The organism is Corynebacterium urealyticum DSM 7109 (genome assembly GCF_000069945.1).
GTDB classification, from domain to species: domain Bacteria; phylum Actinomycetota; class Actinomycetes; order Mycobacteriales; family Mycobacteriaceae; genus Corynebacterium; species Corynebacterium urealyticum.
The window spans coordinates 1660356-1678076 of the sequence record NC_010545.1 but is presented as its reverse complement, the minus strand read 5'-3'; the positions used below and the strand labels follow the sequence as shown (position 1 = coordinate 1678076).

18 protein-coding genes are annotated in these 17721 nt (G+C 63.4%); all 18 read right to left on the bottom strand.

Translation table 11 applies throughout. The annotated features are described in order from the left end of the window. Positions 1–6: 6 nt before the first annotated feature. The 18 genes from CU_RS07215 to CU_RS10640 all read right to left on the bottom strand — a co-directional run bounded on the left by CU_RS07215 (position 7) and on the right by CU_RS10640 (position 17658). Positions 7–888, bottom strand: a complete 882-nt coding sequence (locus CU_RS07215; protein ID WP_012360676.1) for an immunity-specific protein — start codon at positions 886–888, stop codon at positions 7–9. Between the two features lie 23 nt (positions 889–911). Beyond that, positions 912–1688, bottom strand: a complete 777-nt coding sequence (locus tag CU_RS10170; protein ID WP_012360675.1) for a hypothetical protein — start codon at positions 1686–1688, stop codon at positions 912–914. 24 nt (positions 1689–1712) lie between these two features. Further along, positions 1713–8018, bottom strand: a complete 6306-nt coding sequence (locus tag CU_RS07205) for a tape measure protein (protein ID WP_012360674.1) — start codon at positions 8016–8018, stop codon at positions 1713–1715. Positions 8019–8048: 30 nt separating this feature from the next. After that, entirely contained in the window at positions 8049–8396 is a 348-nt protein-coding gene (locus tag CU_RS10165; protein ID WP_012360673.1) for a hypothetical protein, read from the bottom strand. 68 nt (positions 8397–8464) lie between these two features. Then, positions 8465–8743 carry a hypothetical protein gene (locus CU_RS07195; protein WP_012360672.1) on the bottom strand — a complete coding sequence of 93 codons (279 nt, stop codon included), beginning with the start codon at positions 8741–8743 and terminating at the stop codon, positions 8465–8467. A 72-nt stretch (positions 8744–8815) separates the two neighbouring features. Continuing rightward, complete coding sequence (locus CU_RS07190) at positions 8816–9481, bottom strand: phage tail tube protein (protein WP_041628503.1); 666 nt, start codon at positions 9479–9481, stop codon at positions 8816–8818. A gap of 73 nt (positions 9482–9554) precedes the next feature. Continuing rightward, the gene (locus tag CU_RS07185) at positions 9555–9854 is read right to left on the bottom strand and encodes a hypothetical protein (RefSeq protein ID WP_012360670.1); all 300 of its coding nucleotides are present in this window, start codon (positions 9852–9854) and stop codon (positions 9555–9557) included. Between the two features lie 68 nt (positions 9855–9922). Continuing rightward, positions 9923–10162 carry a hypothetical protein gene (locus CU_RS07180; protein ID WP_012360669.1) on the bottom strand — a complete coding sequence of 80 codons (240 nt, stop codon included), beginning with the start codon at positions 10160–10162 and terminating at the stop codon, positions 9923–9925. Next, positions 10162–10344 carry a hypothetical protein gene (locus CU_RS07175; protein ID WP_012360668.1) on the bottom strand — a complete coding sequence of 61 codons (183 nt, stop codon included), beginning with the start codon at positions 10342–10344 and terminating at the stop codon, positions 10162–10164. Before CU_RS07175 ends, CU_RS07180 begins: the two co-directional genes overlap by 1 nt. A 356-nt stretch (positions 10345–10700) precedes the next feature. Further along, on the bottom strand, positions 10701–11171 hold the full coding sequence (locus CU_RS07165) for a hypothetical protein (RefSeq protein ID WP_012360666.1): 471 nt from the start codon (positions 11169–11171) through the stop codon (positions 10701–10703). 21 nt (positions 11172–11192) lie between these two features. Further along, complete coding sequence (locus tag CU_RS07160) at positions 11193–11378, bottom strand: DUF7302 family protein (protein WP_041628500.1); 186 nt, start codon at positions 11376–11378, stop codon at positions 11193–11195. 13 nt (positions 11379–11391) lie between these two features. Beyond that, complete coding sequence (locus tag CU_RS07155) at positions 11392–12300, bottom strand: phage major capsid protein (protein WP_012360665.1); 909 nt, start codon at positions 12298–12300, stop codon at positions 11392–11394. Positions 12301–12351: 51 nt separating this feature from the next. Further along, a complete protein-coding gene (locus CU_RS10160; RefSeq protein WP_012360664.1) occupies positions 12352–12888 on the bottom strand; it encodes a hypothetical protein in 537 nt (178 codons plus the stop codon). Between the two features lie 186 nt (positions 12889–13074). After that, a complete protein-coding gene (locus CU_RS07145) occupies positions 13075–13356 on the bottom strand; it encodes a hypothetical protein (RefSeq protein ID WP_148264202.1) in 282 nt (93 codons plus the stop codon). Between the two features lie 5 nt (positions 13357–13361). Further along, the gene (locus tag CU_RS10155; protein WP_012360662.1) at positions 13362–14636 is read right to left on the bottom strand and encodes an EndoU domain-containing protein; all 1275 of its coding nucleotides are present in this window, start codon (positions 14634–14636) and stop codon (positions 13362–13364) included. After that, a complete protein-coding gene (locus CU_RS07135; protein ID WP_012360661.1) occupies positions 14611–16014 on the bottom strand; it encodes a phage portal protein in 1404 nt (467 codons plus the stop codon). Before CU_RS07135 ends, CU_RS10155 begins: the two co-directional genes overlap by 26 nt. Then, positions 16011–17453, bottom strand: a complete 1443-nt coding sequence (locus CU_RS10720; RefSeq protein WP_012360660.1) for a terminase TerL endonuclease subunit — start codon at positions 17451–17453, stop codon at positions 16011–16013. Before CU_RS10720 ends, CU_RS07135 begins: the two co-directional genes overlap by 4 nt. Next, positions 17416–17658, bottom strand: coding sequence for a hypothetical protein (locus CU_RS10640; RefSeq protein ID WP_041628499.1), 243 nt, complete (start codon positions 17656–17658; stop codon positions 17416–17418). Before CU_RS10640 ends, CU_RS10720 begins: the two co-directional genes overlap by 38 nt. Positions 17659–17721 lie beyond the last annotated feature (63 nt).

The following is a 17721-nucleotide window of genomic DNA, read 5'->3' as shown; positions in this document are numbered from 1 at the left end:
GGGTGCTTACTCCTTGCCGGTGATGGAGACTTCGATTTTTGCGATGGGGTGGTCGTAGCTGGTGAGTGCTGGGGGTTGGTCGGGGTGGTGTCGGACGGGGAATGGGTCATCGCCTGGCCACCATAGGGAGGCGTTGATGGTTGCCCCTGCGAGGAGGGCGGGTTCTTGGATGCATGCCCAGATCGTTTCGTCTTGGGGGCGGAGCACCATGCGGGGTGCGCCTGGGGTGGGGGTGTCCCATTGGACGGCGATGTGGGGGCGGGTGAATTCGCATTCGCGCATGACTGCGTCGACGGAGTCTTGGATGCAGCGGCGGAGGGCGATGTCGGCGGGGTCGTCGTAGGTGTAGCCGTCGGCGACGTCTGCCATCTCGACGGGGCCGTATTGGCGTGGGGTGGTGTATTTTCCGCCGGCGTCTTCGGTGCGGGTGGTGATGGGGTACATTCCCCAGGTTTTGGGGTTTGAGGGGCAGGGGGTGGCGTCGAGGAGGTCGATCAGGTCGGTGCCGTAGACGGTGAGGGTTGTGGGGGCGGTGGTGCCCTCGCTTTCGGTATGGGTGATGAAGTACACCTGGCGTGATCCGGGGCGGATGACCGCGAGGTTGAGGTCCTCGTCGATGGCGGGACTGATCCTGCCGTTGTCGTCGAACTTGCCGAGCTTGTCGGCGATGAGGCGATCAGCAACGGGGTGGGTTGGGCGGTGGTGGCTGGTGATGTCGAAGGTGGCTTGGACTTCACCAGCGGCGAGCCGGTTAGTGGCGGCGGTGAGGTCGAGGAGTGGGGGCATGGTGCAGATCGGCTGCCAGTCGCCGTCGAGGAGACCGACCCACTGGCCGGTATCAGCAACCGTGTGGTCGATGTGGCGTCGCCATTGATCCCAGTTGACCATGAAGGTGCCTTTCTACGTTGTCTCTATGTCCAGGGGTTGAGGGTGAGCACATCCCACGACACACGGGCACCGGCTGGTGCCGTGAAGGTGCGAGTCGTGCCAGGGGGCACGCCCTCTGGCGGGGTCGCCCACAGTTGGGAGGAGAGAGCATCATCCAGCACGCCGGCATCATCGACAACAGCGCAGGATTCCGCGGGGGAGAGCAGGAAGGTGCGGGGTGAGGACGCCGGGGGCAGGTGGACGCTGAACCCGGAGGGGAGGACGAACCGGCCGCCGGTACCCTGCCACCGGACACGCACCCACAGGTGAGTATCACCAGGATTAGCCACAGCCACCGTGCCGGTGCCCGACCGGGTGAGCAGCCACCCGCCCCGATCGCAGATGATCGGCACCTCAATCGTCGGCGCAGAGCTGCGCCCCGGGCGGATCGCTGGTGGTGCGATTGCCTCGCCCGGCGCGAGTCGGGCGGTGGTGTGGTAGTTGCCGTGTGGGGTGGTGAGGTGGAGGGTTCCGGCTTTTGTGGGGTTGTGGTGCCAGAGGTTGGTGAAGCGGGTGTAGTGGTGTTCGGCTTCGTGTGGGGTGCCTTTGACTCGGAGGGTGAGGGTGCCGGTCATTGGCATGATGGTTTGGTCGTGTGGGGTGACGGTGTGGCCGGGGGTGTTGATGGTGGTTCGGGGGCTTTCGGTGATGGTGCCGACGAGTCCTTCGATGCCGCCGTTGGTGATGAACACCGGGGAGGTGGGGGTGGTTAGTTCTACGGTGTCGCCGGTGTAGGCGGTGTAGCTTATGTCCCACTTCATGGTGGCCTCCTTTCTTGTTGGTGGTTAGCGGCCGAGGCGGGCGTTCATCAGTGCGTTGGCGCCGGTTGGTGGGTTTTCGATTCTTTCGATTCGGGATTCCAGTTCTGGGATCTCGGTGAGGAGGTTGAGGACGGCGTCCATCTGTTCGCGGGTGTAGACGTCCTGGTTGGGGATCGTCAGGTTGAGGGTGGTCTTTTGCCCGCGGCTGGCGGCGATGAGGTCGGTGGCGTTGGAGGCTTCGAAGTCGGCCAGTGCCTTGAGCGCCTCGCGGACGGCGGGGGATTCCTCCCGCCAGTACTCTGCTCGGTGCTTCTCTGCGCTGGCTGCGGACTCGAGGGCATCAAGCTGCTGGCGAAGCGGGTTCGCCTTCGTCTCGAAGTCGACGAGCGCTTGCAGGCGTTCCTTCGAGGCCTTGAGTGCCTCTTCGGCTTGCCGCATTCCGAGGATCTGCTGCTGCTCCTTGGCCGCATCGAGGGCGCGTTGGGCGTCACCCCAGGAGGAGGATGCCAGCAGGTTGCGGGCTTCTTCCTCCAGCCCTCGGCCGAAGAGCATCTGCGCCTGCCGGGCGATCTTCGGATCCAGCTCGACGCCGGTGCCTAGGCCTGCGGCGTTACGCTCGGCGATCTGTGCTTCCAGCTGCTTGAGGCGTGCCTTATCGGCGCGCGCGCCGCCGAATGCGTACCGGAGGGTCTCGATCGGGTCGGTGAGGAAATCACCGACCCAGCCGATGCCCCGGTTCGTCTTACCCCGCAGGCGCAGTGCCTCGGCCTCGAGGGCCGCGGTGTTCGCGCCAGTGAGTGCCTGCTCGCTGGTGAGTCCAAAGTGGGTTTGGGCCATCTGTGCGAGCTGGGCGGTCTGCTGCTGCAGCTGCAGGGTTGTGCTGGCGAGATCGAGGGCTGCCAGCTGCTGGGCGTGCATTGCCTCCAGGGAGGCGAGCACAGCCTTGTGCTGGCCCTGGATTCCCTCGATCCGGGCGACGTTGACCTCGTGCTCCAGTGCCCGGATTTCCGGGGTGATGCGGATGAAGTCGTCCAGTCTTCCGGCCATCGCGTCACGCTCAGCAAGACGGAAACGGTCGTATGCGGCGCGCATGTCGTTGTAGTGCAACATGCCCGCACGGGCGACGCGCTCCCGCTCTGCCTTGAGCTTCGCCTCAGCCTCGGCGACGTTCTTCGCGCCCTCAAGCTGGGCGCGGGTCACATCAGCTACGGAGAGGCGGGTCTTCCACGCTGCGCTGGTGAGCGCGATCTGTGCATCGATCAGGCTCATTTTCAGCTTGGAGACCGTCTCCCGCTGCGAGTCCACCAGCTGTGTCCATTCGGACACTGCCTTCATCGACTCTGCACGAGCGTCGGCCATACCCTGACGGGCAGCACGGATCGCCGTCCCGATCTTCTTCGCGACCTTGCCCACGATCTCGGCGACGGCCAGAACCATGCCGATCTCGGCGAAGCCTGCGGCCTTAGCCGCAGCGGTCACCACATACCGGGCAGCCGCGAGCTCGTCCTCAGCCTTCGTGAGATTTTCTGCAGCCTCCTTCACCTTGTCGGATTGCTTCTTGCCCGTCTTCTCCTGCTCGGCGGCGATATCCTCCTGGACACGCTTAAGCCGGAGCTCGGCCTTGGCTACCTTGTCGGCATTGACGTTGCCCTTCTTATCGGGCTTCTTCGCCGCGACGACGGCAGCTTGCGCATCCTCCAGCTTCCGCTTCTGCTTCACGGTCAGCTCAGTATCCTCGGCCAGAGCCTCGGCATACTCCCGGCGCGCGGTCGCCAAGTTCTTCTCGGCTTGCTTCACGCCGTCGGCGGCATCAACCTGGGCGGCGTGGGCGGTCTGCATCTCGTCGTATGCGGTGACGCTGCCCTTGAACACCCCAGTGATCTTCTCAAGGCCCAGCATGTCGCCGAGCTTGATCGCGTCCTTGACGTTGAAGCTTGTGATGGCGGCTTCCACGTTGGACATTGCCCGGGCTGCCATGGCTTGCGCCTCGGCGGAGATCCCGAGCTTGTTTGCCACATCTGCGAGCGCGCCTGGGAGTTGGTCAAACGCCTTGGTGTTTGACGGGTTCAAGACGCGCTCGGGCTTGATGGTGGCCTTCGGCATGAAGCCGATGCCGCGGGCGATGCCGCCTCGGTCGAACGCACCGCGGCGCCAGCGGGCTAGCTTCTTGGCTAGATCGCGTTCGCGCTTGATCTCGGAGTAGAGGTTCGACGCCTCACCCCAGTCGATCTGCTCACCACCTGTGAGGGTGATGCCCGAAGAGGAGGTGGACTCCACACCGCCGCCTGCCAGAGTCTCTGCTTGGGCGGAAACCCCGGTAGACCCGTACTGCTTAATCAGCGCTTGGGCTCGGCCCATCTTCTTGCCGTACCGGTCGGGGAAGGCACTTACCTGCACCTTCTGCGCGGCAGCACCCGGATCCATCTTCCGGTAGTCGAACGACTTCAACTTGCGGAAGAACATGCCCGCCGAATCGTACGGTGTCATGCGCTGCTTGACCGTGCCCCATGCACCGTTATTCCGCTGCTGGAACAGCCCCACCGAATCGTGGTCTGATCCCACCGCGTCGTGACGGTACTTCAAGGACTCAGGGACAGACCTGTTGGCGTACATCTTCAACGGGTCGCCCGACTCCACGAGCGCGGTGGCCACACCGATTTTCGCGGCGAGGCCATCGAGCTTCATGTCCTCGGACTTGCGGACGATCTCGCCGACGAAGAAAGAAGGGCCCCACGTCGCCGTGTTCCGTGGCTTGTTGGATGATGGTCCGCCTGCCAGCGGGTAGTGGTACCGGTGTGTGTATTGGGAGTGGTCAGCACCGGCCGCGGCACCACCGATCTTTCCTTGCCCACCCGCGCCACCGCCCATCTCGACGTTGACACGTTTTCCGTTACCGAAGTAGATCGTTCCGGAGGTGTGTCCACCATACGGTCCACCATTGAAAAAGCCGGTGGCGAACCGCGCGCCTGAACCCAGGCCAGGTTTAAATCCGTGCTGTGCCAACCAGGTGGCCTGCGTGCCGGTCGCGAACTTCCGGGTAAGCCAGTTCCCAGCGTTCGACACGGCGCTTGCGAACTGACTCATTGCGCCTGAGCAGTCGCCCCAGTTCGAGCCTCCCCACACATAGGGTGCTCCTTGGAGAGAGCGTGCAGCCTTCCGCCCGTTGACGGCTTGCCCACGGGCGAATTTCAGCAGATCTGGTGCGGAGGCGATGCCGCCCTTGGCATAGCCCGGCAGATTCGCGAACCCGCCCAGGTCACCCATCTTGGGGTTGACCCGCCCGGCATTGATCGCTGCCAGGAGCGGTAGGTGCCGCTTCGTCTGCTCGCGGTTCACAATGAACTCGCCCGGTTCGACGCGAGCGACTGGCACTTTCTGGTCAGCCGACCAGCCCAGGATTGGGTCGCGTTGGGTACGAGACACACCAGGGACATCAGGGAGCACACCACCACGCGCAAAGGCGGGGATAATCCCTCCGAAATGCAATCCGGGCACGAACCTTTCCAAGCTGTCGGGTACGACGGCTCGGATCGCGTCGGCGACCATCGACCCAGCGGAACGGATGCCGTTGGCCAGCCCCCGAATGATGGACTTGCCGGCCTCAACGAGCCACGTGCCAGCCCCGGAGAAGGCCGCCTTGATCTTCCTCGGCAGGCCGCGGAAGTTGGCAGCAAGATCAGAGATGTAGCCCTTGATCTTGTTGGTTGCCTGGCTTACTCCGTCGCGGAAGACGTTAAAGGAGTCCTTCGCGAGATTCGCGGCGATCTTGAATAGGTCAAAGGCAGCGTTGATGGGGCCAGTGACAGTGGCCTTGAGGACACTGCCCAGCTCACGGAATCTGTTGCCGATGTTCTGGAAATCTCCAGTGAGCACGTCAGCGAGCAGGCCACCAAGCTGGCGGAAGAAAGTCAACGGTGGCCTGATGATGTTGGTCCACACCGACTGCACTGTCTGGCCCAGAGCATTCCACGCGAGCTTGATGATGTTCCCCGCAGTCTGCATAGCATTGCCAAGCAGGCTGGCGGCGAGCTTCCACGCATCGAAAACACTCTGAACGGTGCCTTCCCAAACATCTTGGATGATGCTGCCGACCAGGCGGAAAATATCGCGGGCGGAATCAGCAAACGGTTGGAACACCTCCTGCATCTGGGAGAAACGCTCCCTGATCCAGTCCACGACACTGGTGAACACACTGACGACGGCCTCATAAACCGTGCCGAGCTTTTCGGAAACCCATCCGGCAGCATTGCCGAGCTTCTCACCAATCCACGTGAATAGTGCGCCGAGCTTGTCGGAAACCCACCCGACGGCCGTGCCGATTGCTTCACCGATCGTCGCCCCGAGGGTCACGAGCGGCTGGATCCACGTCTCGTAGAACTGTCCGAGCCCGGTAGTGAATTCCGTCCACTTGTCCTGCAGCATGGCCCAGGTGGCGACGACCCCGTCCTTGACGGCGATCGCCACATCGCGAACCTTCAGCAGCACGCCGACGATGGGCGAGTCCTCCTCCCAGCCGAAGGCCTCACGCAAAGCGCCGGTGAAGTCTCCCTCTAGGAACAGGGCTTTCAGCCCCTCGAAGGCAGTCTTGATCGGCTCGAACACGCTGGAGTTCAGCCACTCCCAGGCGGTAGAGAACACCGAGGTGATAGCGTCCCACCCCGCCTTGAGCGCGTTAACCGTAGACTCCCACGCGGCCTTGAGCGCATCAGTGGCAGCCTGGAAAATCCGCTGCCCCACCTCCGTCTTGGTGAAGAACCAGACGGCAGCGGCGGACAGGGCAGCGAACCCTGCCACCCACGGGTTAACCAGCGACAATCCGGCCTTCAACGCGGAGGCCAGCGGGGCGAGCACCTGGGTGACGTTGCCGACCTTAATCAGGTTCTTCCCCAGGCCGACAAACGCCGACCCGATCTTCGCGATGATCGGATTCGCCGAAGACGCGGACGCCGCGAACTTCAGGATCGCAGCCCCGGGCCCGCCACCTGCAGTGAGCACGCCGGACACGAACCTCACGGCCCCGCCAACGTTCTTCAACGGCACGATCGCAGCGTTAATGCCCTTGAACCCGAGCCAGGCCGCGACCATTGCCTTCACCAGGCCAGGGTGGCCTTCGGCAACATCTGCGATCGTGTTGAGCACAGGAACAAGCGTGTGCTCGAGCACAGGGGCTAGCGCCCCGACCACGGCGCCGAAGGCTTGCCACGTGGCGATACTGAACGACGTAGCCACACGAACGAAGGCGCCCGCGAGGGACTGCACCGACGGCCACAGATCGGCGACTACAGAGCCGATCGAGGAGAACGTAGAGCCGATGCGCTCCCATAGCTGTGGATCGACCGCAGCCTCCGTGAAGGCGACTGCGATCTTGCCGAATTCCTCAGCACCACGAGCCACAGCCGGGGCTAGGGTGGTCTCCATCTTCTGGGCAACAGATTCCAGCGCCGGGGCGAGCACTTCACCGATGCGTTCACTGGCCGGGGCGATCGCGTCCGTGAGCCCATCGAACACACTCGTCACCCCGCCGATGATGGCGGGCGCGCTAGCGAACACCGGGGCGGCCAGTTTCTCACCGAACCTGCCCATCGCTGCCGCGGCGTTCTCGATCGAGCCGGTGGTCGTCTGGCCGAGCTCCTTCGCCACCGTGCCACCGGCCTCGGTCATGGCCTTCTGGAACGTCTCGAAGTTAATGGACCCATCAGAAGCGAGCTTGAACACCTCTTCCGAGGTGACGTTCATCTGCTTAGCCAGCGCCTCATAGATCGGGATACCACGGCTAGCGACCTGCTGGAGCACATCGTTTTGCGCCTTACCGAAGGACGCGACCTTGTTGTAGATCGCCCCCATTTCCTCCATCGACGTGCCAGACGCCGCGGCCGTATTGGCCACCGCCTTCAGCACGTTCTCCAGCTCCCTGCCCGGCGCGATGCCTGCGGCGACTGCTCCGGCGGCGGTGGTGGCTGCTTCGCCGAGTCCGAAGCTTGTGCCCTTCACGGAGGCGAGGGCGTTGTCCATGATTTGGGAGACGTCGTTGGCGGAGTTGCCGAGGCCGCGGAGTTTGGCTTGGGCGTTTTCGATGGCGCTGAGGCGCCCTAGGCCTTTGGCGAGGGAACCTCCGAGGGCTGCGCCTGCGGCGGCTCCGATGCCGATTGCGCCTGCTTTGAAGGTTTTTCCGACGGCGCTGGTGAGGCGGTTGCCCATGGATTTGCCGGTTTTCTCGGCGGTGGCGTCTACGCCCTTGAAGGCGCTTTTGATGCCGGGGGCGATCTTGGAGGTTTCGGGGATGACGGAGACATAGACGTGGGCGATCTCGTTGCCGGTTTTGGCTGGCATGGTGTCTCCTTGCGGTGTTGTTGTGGGTGCCTAGGCGGTTGAGGGGCGGGGCTTGGTGGTGGCTGCGAGCCACTCGCGTAGCTCGTTGATTGGAGTTGCCTCTGGGGTGATGGTTCCGGCCTCGTCGCCGGTGGGAATGTGGTCTGGGTCTTGAGGAGTTGTTGGGCGCGGGAATGGCTTGGGGCGTTTTTGGGTTGGTTGGCCGGATCGTTGCCAGTTCGCGCCGTTGAGTGCGTCGATGATGTGGGCGAGGAGGTAGGTGTTGGTTGTCCAGCCGTAGTGTTCGGGGCTGTCGAGGGCTGCGAGGTGACTGGTGGGGGTGGGGTTGGCGGTGATGACGGCGATGTCGCGGTAGGTGAGTCGGTCGGTGCCGTCCATGAGCCACCGCAGGCGCAGCCCTCGGTCGATGAGGTCGACTTCGAGGGCTGCTTTGCGGTCAGGGTCTTCTAGGATTCCGAGGACTCGTTGGATTCCCCCATGGAGCCGCCCTGCCAGGCTTCCATGAACTCGGAGAACTCGTCTGGCCAGAGGGTGTCAATGAGATCGAGGTTCTTATCGTCGGCCAGGGCTTCGACCTGCGCCCACATCTGCTCTTCTGGGGAGTCCTTGCGGTGGCGGCGGTGGAAGCCGACGCCGAGCTTGTTGACGGGGTCGGCTGGCAGCGTGATGGTCTTACCTGCCTTGGGGCCGTTGTTGATCGTCCAGGTGAAGACTTTTGCGGACAAGGTGTAACTCCAAATCTTTTGGGAACGAGGGGATGAAGAGAAGTGAGGGGTGAGGGTGATGGTGGCGAGGGGTTAGGACTCCAGCGCGGTGCCCGGGGACTCGGCACCCTGGTCGTTGGTGGTGCCCTTATCGGCGGTGGTGTCGTCGATGGTCTGGATCCAGGTGTAGAGCGCTGCCCCGTGGTCATCGACGTAGCAGGTGATCGTTGCTTCGTACTGGACTGCGGAGGAGCGGGTGTACTGGATGTCGCCGAGATCGGTGATCTGCGCGTACGGGGCGTAGATGCGGATCTTGCGGTTACGAGAGCCCTTGATCTCGAAGACGATGCCGAAGTGCGGGTTATCGTTCGCAAGATCCTTGACCTCGATGACCTTGCCGGTGTCGTCGGTGCTTACCGCGCCTTCCGGGTTGACGATCTTGAGGACGGACTCGTTGGCGGTCTCCATGAACGTCAGGCTCAGGGTGACGGTGCGCTTGGACATCGGGCGGAGGACGAGGTCACCGTTCCAGTCCTCGATGTCCTCGGTGTCGATCTCCACGGCCTTGGACAGACCGTCCGGAGTTACATAGCCGCCGGGCTGTGGGTTGAGCCCCTCATTCAGCTCGGTGACCGCATCAGTTGGGTAGAGCGTCTTATCCGCGGCGGGCGTGACGATAGAGACAGCGCCACCGGCGGCGGCGACATCGGGAGCGCCAAGCAGGACGTTGGCCTTGTTACGGAAAATCTTGTTAGCCATGAGCAGGCTTCCTTTCATGCATACAGCAACCCCACCGGCGTGATGCACGGTGGGGTTTGGGATCAGAGAATGCTTAGAGGATGTGGTGGTAGATGGTGCCGGAGATCTGCCAGCGCTGAATCTCTGGCAGGTCTGGGTCGGGGAACTCATAGGGGCCGGCGGATTCAGACCATTGCTGCACCCGCGCGTCATGAGCGTCGAGGTCGAGCAACCATTCCCTGACTTGCTCGGCGATGCCGAGCGCGGTGTCAGCGTCTGGCGCGTACACCTGGACGATCAGCTCAGTGCGGTCTACTACAGGGTTGACTCGCACCGGTGCGGATTGATCGAGGCGGATGAACACCGGCGGACGGGGACGGGGGATTTTCGTCACGACTGGGCACTCCACCTGGGAGCGAACGAGTGGGGCGACTAGCTCAAGGGCAAGCAACCGATGGCCTCCTAACCTTTGCGGGCGTTAACGGCCTTCAACAGCACGTTATGCTTCGCGTTACGCCGGTGCGCCAGCCGAGTCTGTGGGGCCACGATCGCCCGGTAGCGGCTCTTACCCTGCATCGAATCGACAATGAACCCTTCACCAGCGGCCTCCGCGATGCCATCGGCTGCGTCGTCTACTGCGTCCTGAATACCTGATTCACGGCGCAGCTCCTCGAAGACGTCACGGTTCCAGCGGAAGCGCATTAGCTCTCGTCCTCGGGTGGTTCGAAGTGAAACGTCTGCCACACCGTGGGGGAGAACCCCGCGACGACGACACGCGGCTCCACTGGCGTGTAAACGACCAGAGCCCCGCTATCGGTCACCGTGCACGCATCGGTGTCGAAAGCGATATCTGGGCCCTCGGTGGTCTGGACAATCAGAGGCATGGTTTAGCCCTCCACTTTCTTACAGCTGACGACCACGGCCCCTGGGTCGAACCAGGGGCCGTGACGATGATCGATAGGGTGGCCGTCCACGTCCCACTCAGACCCATCAGGTAGACGAATACGTTGATCCGGCTGAGGGGCAGCGTCGGCATGCACGTACAAGGACAACGTGTCCTTCGTTCGCAGCACCGAGTCGCCGAAGACCTCCTCAGTCGAACCTGTGTGCCACCCAATGACGCTGATGGTCTTAGCACTGAACGTGCCGGATGGCTTCGGGTTGCCCAGCCTGTCCACTCCAGGCGGATCAGGCGTGAGCACCTCGACGGCATACAGAGCTGGGAACCTGGCCTTGCGGATCACCACAGGGCACCCCGATCCGCGTTCAGCACAGCCCCACAACTGCACAACCCACCAAAGCGAACGGAACACTCGGGCGAATGACTGCACGCCCCGTTGGTGGGGATCGTGTCAATCGAAAACGCCCCCTGCCCACTGGTCTGGCAGAGCCGCTGCAGCTCCGTGACCTCAGACGGCCAAAACAACGACCGACGAGCAGAACGCGTGTCGAACGTCTGCTGGAAACTCCACGGCCCTGCCGTGTTCGATTCCTGGGTGATCGCACCAGAACCAGACTCAGCCCACCGCAGAATCGCCGACCTAATCACCGCCTCGGCCGCCTCCGGGTACAGAAACTCCTCCTGGTCGATGCACGGCGCCGCCCGGCGCGCGAGGGCGAGTCCATCGCGGATGAGGATTTCTACTTGGTCGGGGTCGAGGTCGGGGTTGAAGACGAGGATGTCGTCGGTGGTGATTTCTACTGCTGGCATGGTGTCACCTCCTTGTGGTGGTTAGACCGCGCCGCCGGTGGGGTTGGCGGTGGCCTTTGTGGTCTTCGGCTTGGTCTTGCGGGTGGTGGTCTTTGTGGTTTTCGGTTTGGTGTCGGCGGGCTGCCAGTGGCCTTCGGCAATGAGCTGTTGTGCTCGGTCGCCGGAGGCGTGGCAGATCGTGCCGGTGGTGGTGTTTTGGATCCTCATGGTGATGCCTGGGCTACTCGGCCTTTGGGGCGTCGTAGGCGACGAAGGCGTCGGTGTTGAGGATTCCCCAGCCGAAGATGACCTCGGAGAGGAAGGCGACGGCGTTGCGACGCTGGAGGTCGCCGTTGCCAAAGGGGTCGCCGTATTCAATCTTCTTGAGGTTGATGTCTAGGGCGCGGCCGAAGCGGAGCTGCTCCCAGTCGCCGCCGAAGGCGCGTACACCGCTGTCGTCGGAGGCGTCGACCTGGCCGGAGATGGTGCGGGAGGTCACGACCGGCTGGCCGGAGTAGTTGGAGAGCCCTCCGCCCATGGGGATATCCGGGTTGAGTCGGCGGCCTTCCTTGTCGCGGGCGTTGGCTAGGCGCGCGGTGAAGCGCGGGTCGAAGCCGAAGCCGGTGAAGTTGTAGGCCTTCTCGCCGCCGACGACGAGCTCGTAGCCGTCCCAGAGTGCCTGGTCGGCGGATGCTGGGTTGTCGGTGAGCTCGACGCGGTTGGTGGTCTTGTTGATGTAGTCCGGGTCGCCGGAGAGAGCGGTGCCGGTGGATGCCTGTCGGCCGTGGAGGATGGCCAGGTCGATCTGGCGGGCGAGCGCCTCGGAGAGCTCTTCGGAGAGCATGTCCATGACGTTGGCCGGGTTGGCGTGGACGGTCTCCATGGAGAACTCGAGGCCGACGACGGCCTTGATCGGCTTGATGGACTTAGCGCCGAGTTCGATCTCGGAGCCTGGCTTGTTCTCCAGCTCGCCGACGATGGATGCGGCGGGGCGCTTGGAGAGCACGGGGATGATGTTCTCGCCGAGGATGATTGGGTGTGCCTTGGCGAGAGTCGGGACGACAGCCGCCTGGGTGGCGGCCTTCCAGATGTCCTCGGAGACGGAGCGGGGGAGCAGGCCTCCGAGCGTGTCGGTGGATAGCGTTGCCATAGCAACCATTCCTTTCGTTGTAGGCACCCCATACGGGGCGCCGGGTGGTGTTTAGATGCCGAGGATTTGGCGGGCCTTCGCGTCGCGGTCATCACCATTGGATGTACGCCCCACCCCAGGGACAACCGGGGCGGTTGGCGGGGTGGTGGTCTTGCCTGCCCACTCGACGAGTGCCTGAGCTGCTGCTGTGACGTCCTCCTGGGAGCCTGCGGGCAGTAGGTGGGCGGGTACCCCGGTTTCCGCGGCGACCTTGGCGCGGACGAGTTCGGCCTGGGAGGTTTCGGCCTGGGTTTCCAGTGCCTTGATGCGCTCCTGGGCCTTCTCCAGCTCGGTTTTCTTCGCCTCCTCGGCGGCCTGGTACTTCTCGGCCAGGGGCTTTAGCTCATTGCGCTGGGTGCGGTAGTTCGCCGCCTCCCGTCGCACGCTAGCGAGCTCCTTGAGCAGCTGCTCGCGGGTGAGCTCCTCCGGCTTGGAATCCGGGGTGGGACTCTCCTGGTTTGCTGGCTGCTCAGTGGCGCCCGGCGCGTCCGGGGTTTTGTTCGCGGTGAGCTTTGCCACGTCTGCGGGGGTGGGGGTTGGCTTATCCATGGTGCTCCTCCTGGGAATGCGACAGTCATGTTTTGGGCATAGCAAAACCCCACCCCCTTTTTTGTGACGCGAGCGCCGGGCTCGTTATGTGTCTTCTAAGGGAATGGGGTTTTGCAGAGGCCATGCGGGGATTCGAACCCCGGCTTTACCCGTCCAGGTGGCCGATATGAAGTTATGCGGCGGGGCTTAGAGGGCCCCTACTTTCATCGCGAGGAACTCATCGGCGTTGTAGCCCCACAAGAGGTCGAAGTTATCGCGGATGATGGTTCTGATTTCTTCGTCGTAGAAATCGGGAAAGCCACCGATCAGGATATCCATTGCATCGACATATTGCCCGGCTTCGCCTGATTCGTTAGCCCAGCGTACGTCTCTTTGGTCGAAGTCGTCATGAACTTGTGTTTCGACAGGATACTTTTCCCGGAAGTATGCGTAGAGATCGGCAGCTGTGTCGAATTTCTTGGAAGTCAAGGGAATCACCTGCTTGGGTACCCGGTGGCTTTTAGTGGCGTTCCATCGACAACGAGGAAAACCGTCATGATGGAAACACCATCAATAATACCTTGTGTACGTACTTCGTAGTCATACGATGGCTTCCATTCGTTTCCGTCACGGTCCTTCACCAGCCCGCGGGGCGCTGGTCGGATTGTTGCCTCGCCGTTTTCCAACACTTCTCGGACAGAATCAACGACCTTCTGATCCGACCAGTGGGCGGGGAACGTGGTTTTCCCTTTAGCCTGTGATCCGTGGCGATGCCCAAAGGCATTGTCCATCGAGTAATCGCCAGGCTTACGCCCGCGCGAGGAGCGGCGGGAGGTAGAGAACGGCGGGGCGGTATTCCAGCCGTACAGGACGTGTCCGGGCATCTGCTGCAGGTCTGGCAGAGGGAACTCAATCTCTGTGGTTTTCCCTCCCCACGTTTTGACCGTTGCGAGTCTCTTTCCCGTCCCCTCGTACGTCGGGGTCTTCACCCCGGGGATATCAGGGAACCTCACCTGCGACTGCAGCACTGCTGACCGCCGTTGTAGGTAGTCCTCCCAGTTGCGGTACAGATCCGCCTGGGTGCCACCACCTTCTTGGGCTTCCTTCCAGGCAGCCTCTAGCTCCTGGTTAATCCTCGGCAACGGGGCGTGGGCGCTTACCTCGATGGCGACGCACCGGCAGTTGTCGTGGTAGCGCGCACCGTCCTTATAGAGCGCGGTGCTGGCACGATACACCGCACCGCGGGAGGCCAGCATGAGGCACCACGAGCACGCCCCAGGCTCCGGGACACGAGCGAACGAACGATCACTGCCCAGATTGTTGACGATCGTCGAACGCGCGGGCAGCAGCACCATGCGGTTCAACGCGCCCGATAGCTTTTTCATCGTGACCACGTTGAATTGGTTTCCGGCATAGTCCTTGCCCAACTCCATGAGCTGTTTGAAATCCCTGTTGGACAGCCGCGTCGCCGACCTGTACGCCGCCACGGCCTGCTCATAAGCCACTGGATCAGCAACCTCTGGATAATCCAGACGCGCCAGCGTCTCATCAAGCGATCGCTGCAGGAACAGATAATCAGCCGCGGCATGCGCCGCCTGCTCCCCATATGCTGTGGTGATCGCTGTGAATGGCTCCTCCATCAGCGCACGACGCTGCAGGAAAGGAGTGCCCTCCGTGGCATTCCACCACGCCAGCAGATCACGCCACGCGAGCTTCTCGAGACCGTCGAGCGTGCCCGCATAGTTACGCCTGATCGACTGATAATCCATCCGGCATGCCTCCAAACGTATCGTCACCGATCAAGTCGGGAACCTCCTGGCCACGCTGCGCGAGCCCCGCCAACATCGCTGCACGCCCCTCTGCCCGGCGCGTGGCCACCTCTTGAGAGAGGAGGCGTTGCTCTTCTGGGCTGAACCGGAGCCTGTCCCAGATGACGGGGCCCGGGGGCAGGATGCCGACCTGGACGGCCTTAACCATGGCGTCCATGGTCGCGGCCAGTGTCGGGGTGGAGGCTTCGGCCCATTTGATGTTGGGGTTGTCGTTGGGGATCCCGAGTGCCTGCTGGGCGAGTTGGCCGACCTGGTTCCATGAGTGGCCGAACTGGGTTTGGCGCCGCTCGGCGCGTTTAACCAGACGTGCCTCCATCTGGCGGATCGCGTCAGCCGAGGAGGGGTTCTCGGTCGTGAAGCCAAGGTAGGAGGCGGGGATTGAGGCCTCGGCGGCGAGGAGTTGGGCTAGCCCCTTGACCTGCTCGAGGTAGGGGCCAGCGCTGATTGGGTCGAACTGGCCGAGCTGGGTTTGGGGCTGGCCTTCCTCGGCACCAGGCACTGCCCAGATACGGCCAGTGACCGTTTGCCAGGGATTCTTCCGGTTGCCGGAGGCGTCGGTGAAGTCTTCCTCGGAGACGCCGACGGCGTAGCGCTGTGGGGCGCTGAAGAACTCCCTGTTGACGTCCATGGAGGTGAGCGCTCGCACCGCGGAGTCTGTGTAGCGGCGGACCGCTCGGGAGATCTCCGATCGTCCCTTGCGGTCGCCGACGCGGGGGCGGTTGATGAAGGGAATCATTGGCACACGGCGGAACCCGTGGCGGATGCGGTTGGTGACCTCCCAGGGGCTGGTGTCGTTCTCCCGGCGCGAGACGACGAGCTCGTGCGGGCCCCACAGGGTGGCCTCTACGGTCTTGCCGTCGGGGCTGACGGTTTTGGTGATTGCCGCGTCGAGGCGGCGGGTTCGGGGGTTGTAGTAGCCGGTGGTGGTCTTGGCGTCGTGGCCGAGGACGAGCACCTCGGGCTCGTCGTCCCCGTTGCCTGCGGTGACGGAGACGAATGCGGTGCCGTAGATCAGGGCGTCGAGGTGAACCTGGGAGGCTTCCACGTCCAGGGCGTTGTCAGCGAATACTGTGCCGAGGTCGTCGTTTGTCCAGCCGAGGATATCGAGGCGTTCTTCGAGTACGTCGACGGTGGTGGCTGGCCAGCCCGCGACCATTTCGAGGTTCTTGGCGATCTCGGGTAGGCCGATGCCGAGGTAGCGGGGTTTGAAGGTGCCGGCGTAGTACTGCTCGTGGTTGCGGTTCGCGGACTGGAAGCCTGCGAGCTGGGAGAGCAGCTGTTGGGTTAGTGCTGTCTCGTGTGGGGTGAGAGTGCTCATAGGACGATCACCTTTCTGCGAGTTTTCCGGGGCGTGGGGCGGACGACGTCGGAGTAGGACTGCCCAAACAGCGCGAGAGTCGCGGAGACCAAGGGGGTGATGTCGGACTCCACGTCCTTGCGGTTCCATGCCCAGGCGTCGCCGAGGCGACGTTTCCGGGCGCTTGCGACAGCGACGTTCAGGGCGGGCTGGTCGAGGTGGACGAGGCGGTGGGATAGCACCGCGTCGTAGAAGTCGGCGGCTGCTGCCGCCATGTTGTAGCCGGTGGTGATGGAAACCTTGATCTTGCGGCGCTTGAGCGGGTCGATCAGGGACGCGGCCGGCCCCTTGCCGTCGATCAGGACGGCGCGGACAGGCTGGCGGCCACAGATCGCCACGATCCGCTCGAGCAGCCAGTCTGGGGTGCCGTGGCGGGTCTCAATGACATCGACCCACGGGGCACCATCAACGGTGAGCCCCGCGGCGGCGATCGAGGCTGTGGAGCGGGCGGGGGAGATGTCCACCGCGATGGCAACCTCGCCGCCAGCGTCGCGCATGTTCGGTTCAGCGCAGGCCTCCCAGTCGGCCTGGGGAATCACCCGGGCGGATTCTTCCGTCGACCACATGCCGAGACGCTCGCGGGCGAAGGTCTCATCATCGAGCGCGGCGCGCTCGTCGTAAACGACATCCCACATCAAGCGGGTGCCTAGCGCAGGGTTGGCCTGTGCCCACTGCTCAGTGTCGTCGAGGTCGCACCCTCGATCGGCTGACCACTCAATCCACGACAGTCGTGGATCCGTGGCCTCGTGGCCGTCGTTGCGCAGCTTGGTGAAGATCTCGCCGTCGTTGGTTGGCCCCGGCGGGGTGCCCAGATAGATCTGCTGGGGGTCGCCAGCGGGGCCGGACGAGATCGCGGGCAGGAGAGCGCCGAGCGCCTCCATATTCAGCTCCTGCGCCTCGTCGAGGACAAGAGTGTCAGCGGTGAACCCACGACCCGAGTTCTTCGTCCGAGCAATGAAGCGAATCTCGCCGCCATTACGCAGCACGATTGCCTCCTGCCCGTTGACCTGACGGATCTGCTCAACCTGGCGGGCGAGATCAGGATTCACCTCAGGGCGGAAGAAGCTCGCAAGGCGGCGGAACGCCTGCTGCGAGGTCTTCGTCTCGTGAGCAGTGTGCAGCACCTTCCGGCCGAGAACGAGGATGTCGAACAGCTCGGAGGCCTCCAGTGCTCCGTTCTTTCCGTTCTGGCGTGGCACCGACAACCCCACACGCGAGGACGCGAGCTTCCCGTCCGCCCGGCGCGCCTTCCATGACTCTAAGACGAAGCGCTGGAAAGGGTCGGGGGTTAGCCCGTAGGCCTCGGATAGTTCGATGGCGTCGGTGGCGTCGGAGGCGGTGATCGTGGGGAAGAAGGAGTAGCTAGGCGTTTGCTTGCCTACGGCGGAGGATTGAGTCAATCGGGGTTACCTTTTCTGATGCTGCGGCGCTCTCGGTGCGCAGGTGAGCGCGAACGTCTAGCAGCTGGCGAGTGAGGGCGGTTAGCTCGCGGGGGTCTTCGGTGCGGTCGATCTCGTCGGCGAGGCGGTCGCGAAGCGCGATAAGGAGAAGGGCGGGGTCTTTATCCCTGGCGGCTGGTAGTGCTTTGCGGGGTGGGCGGGACACGGCTGTACCTCCTCGACGCGTAGTTGGTGGGTGAGACGGGGCGTGAGGAGGAGAGGGGGCTGT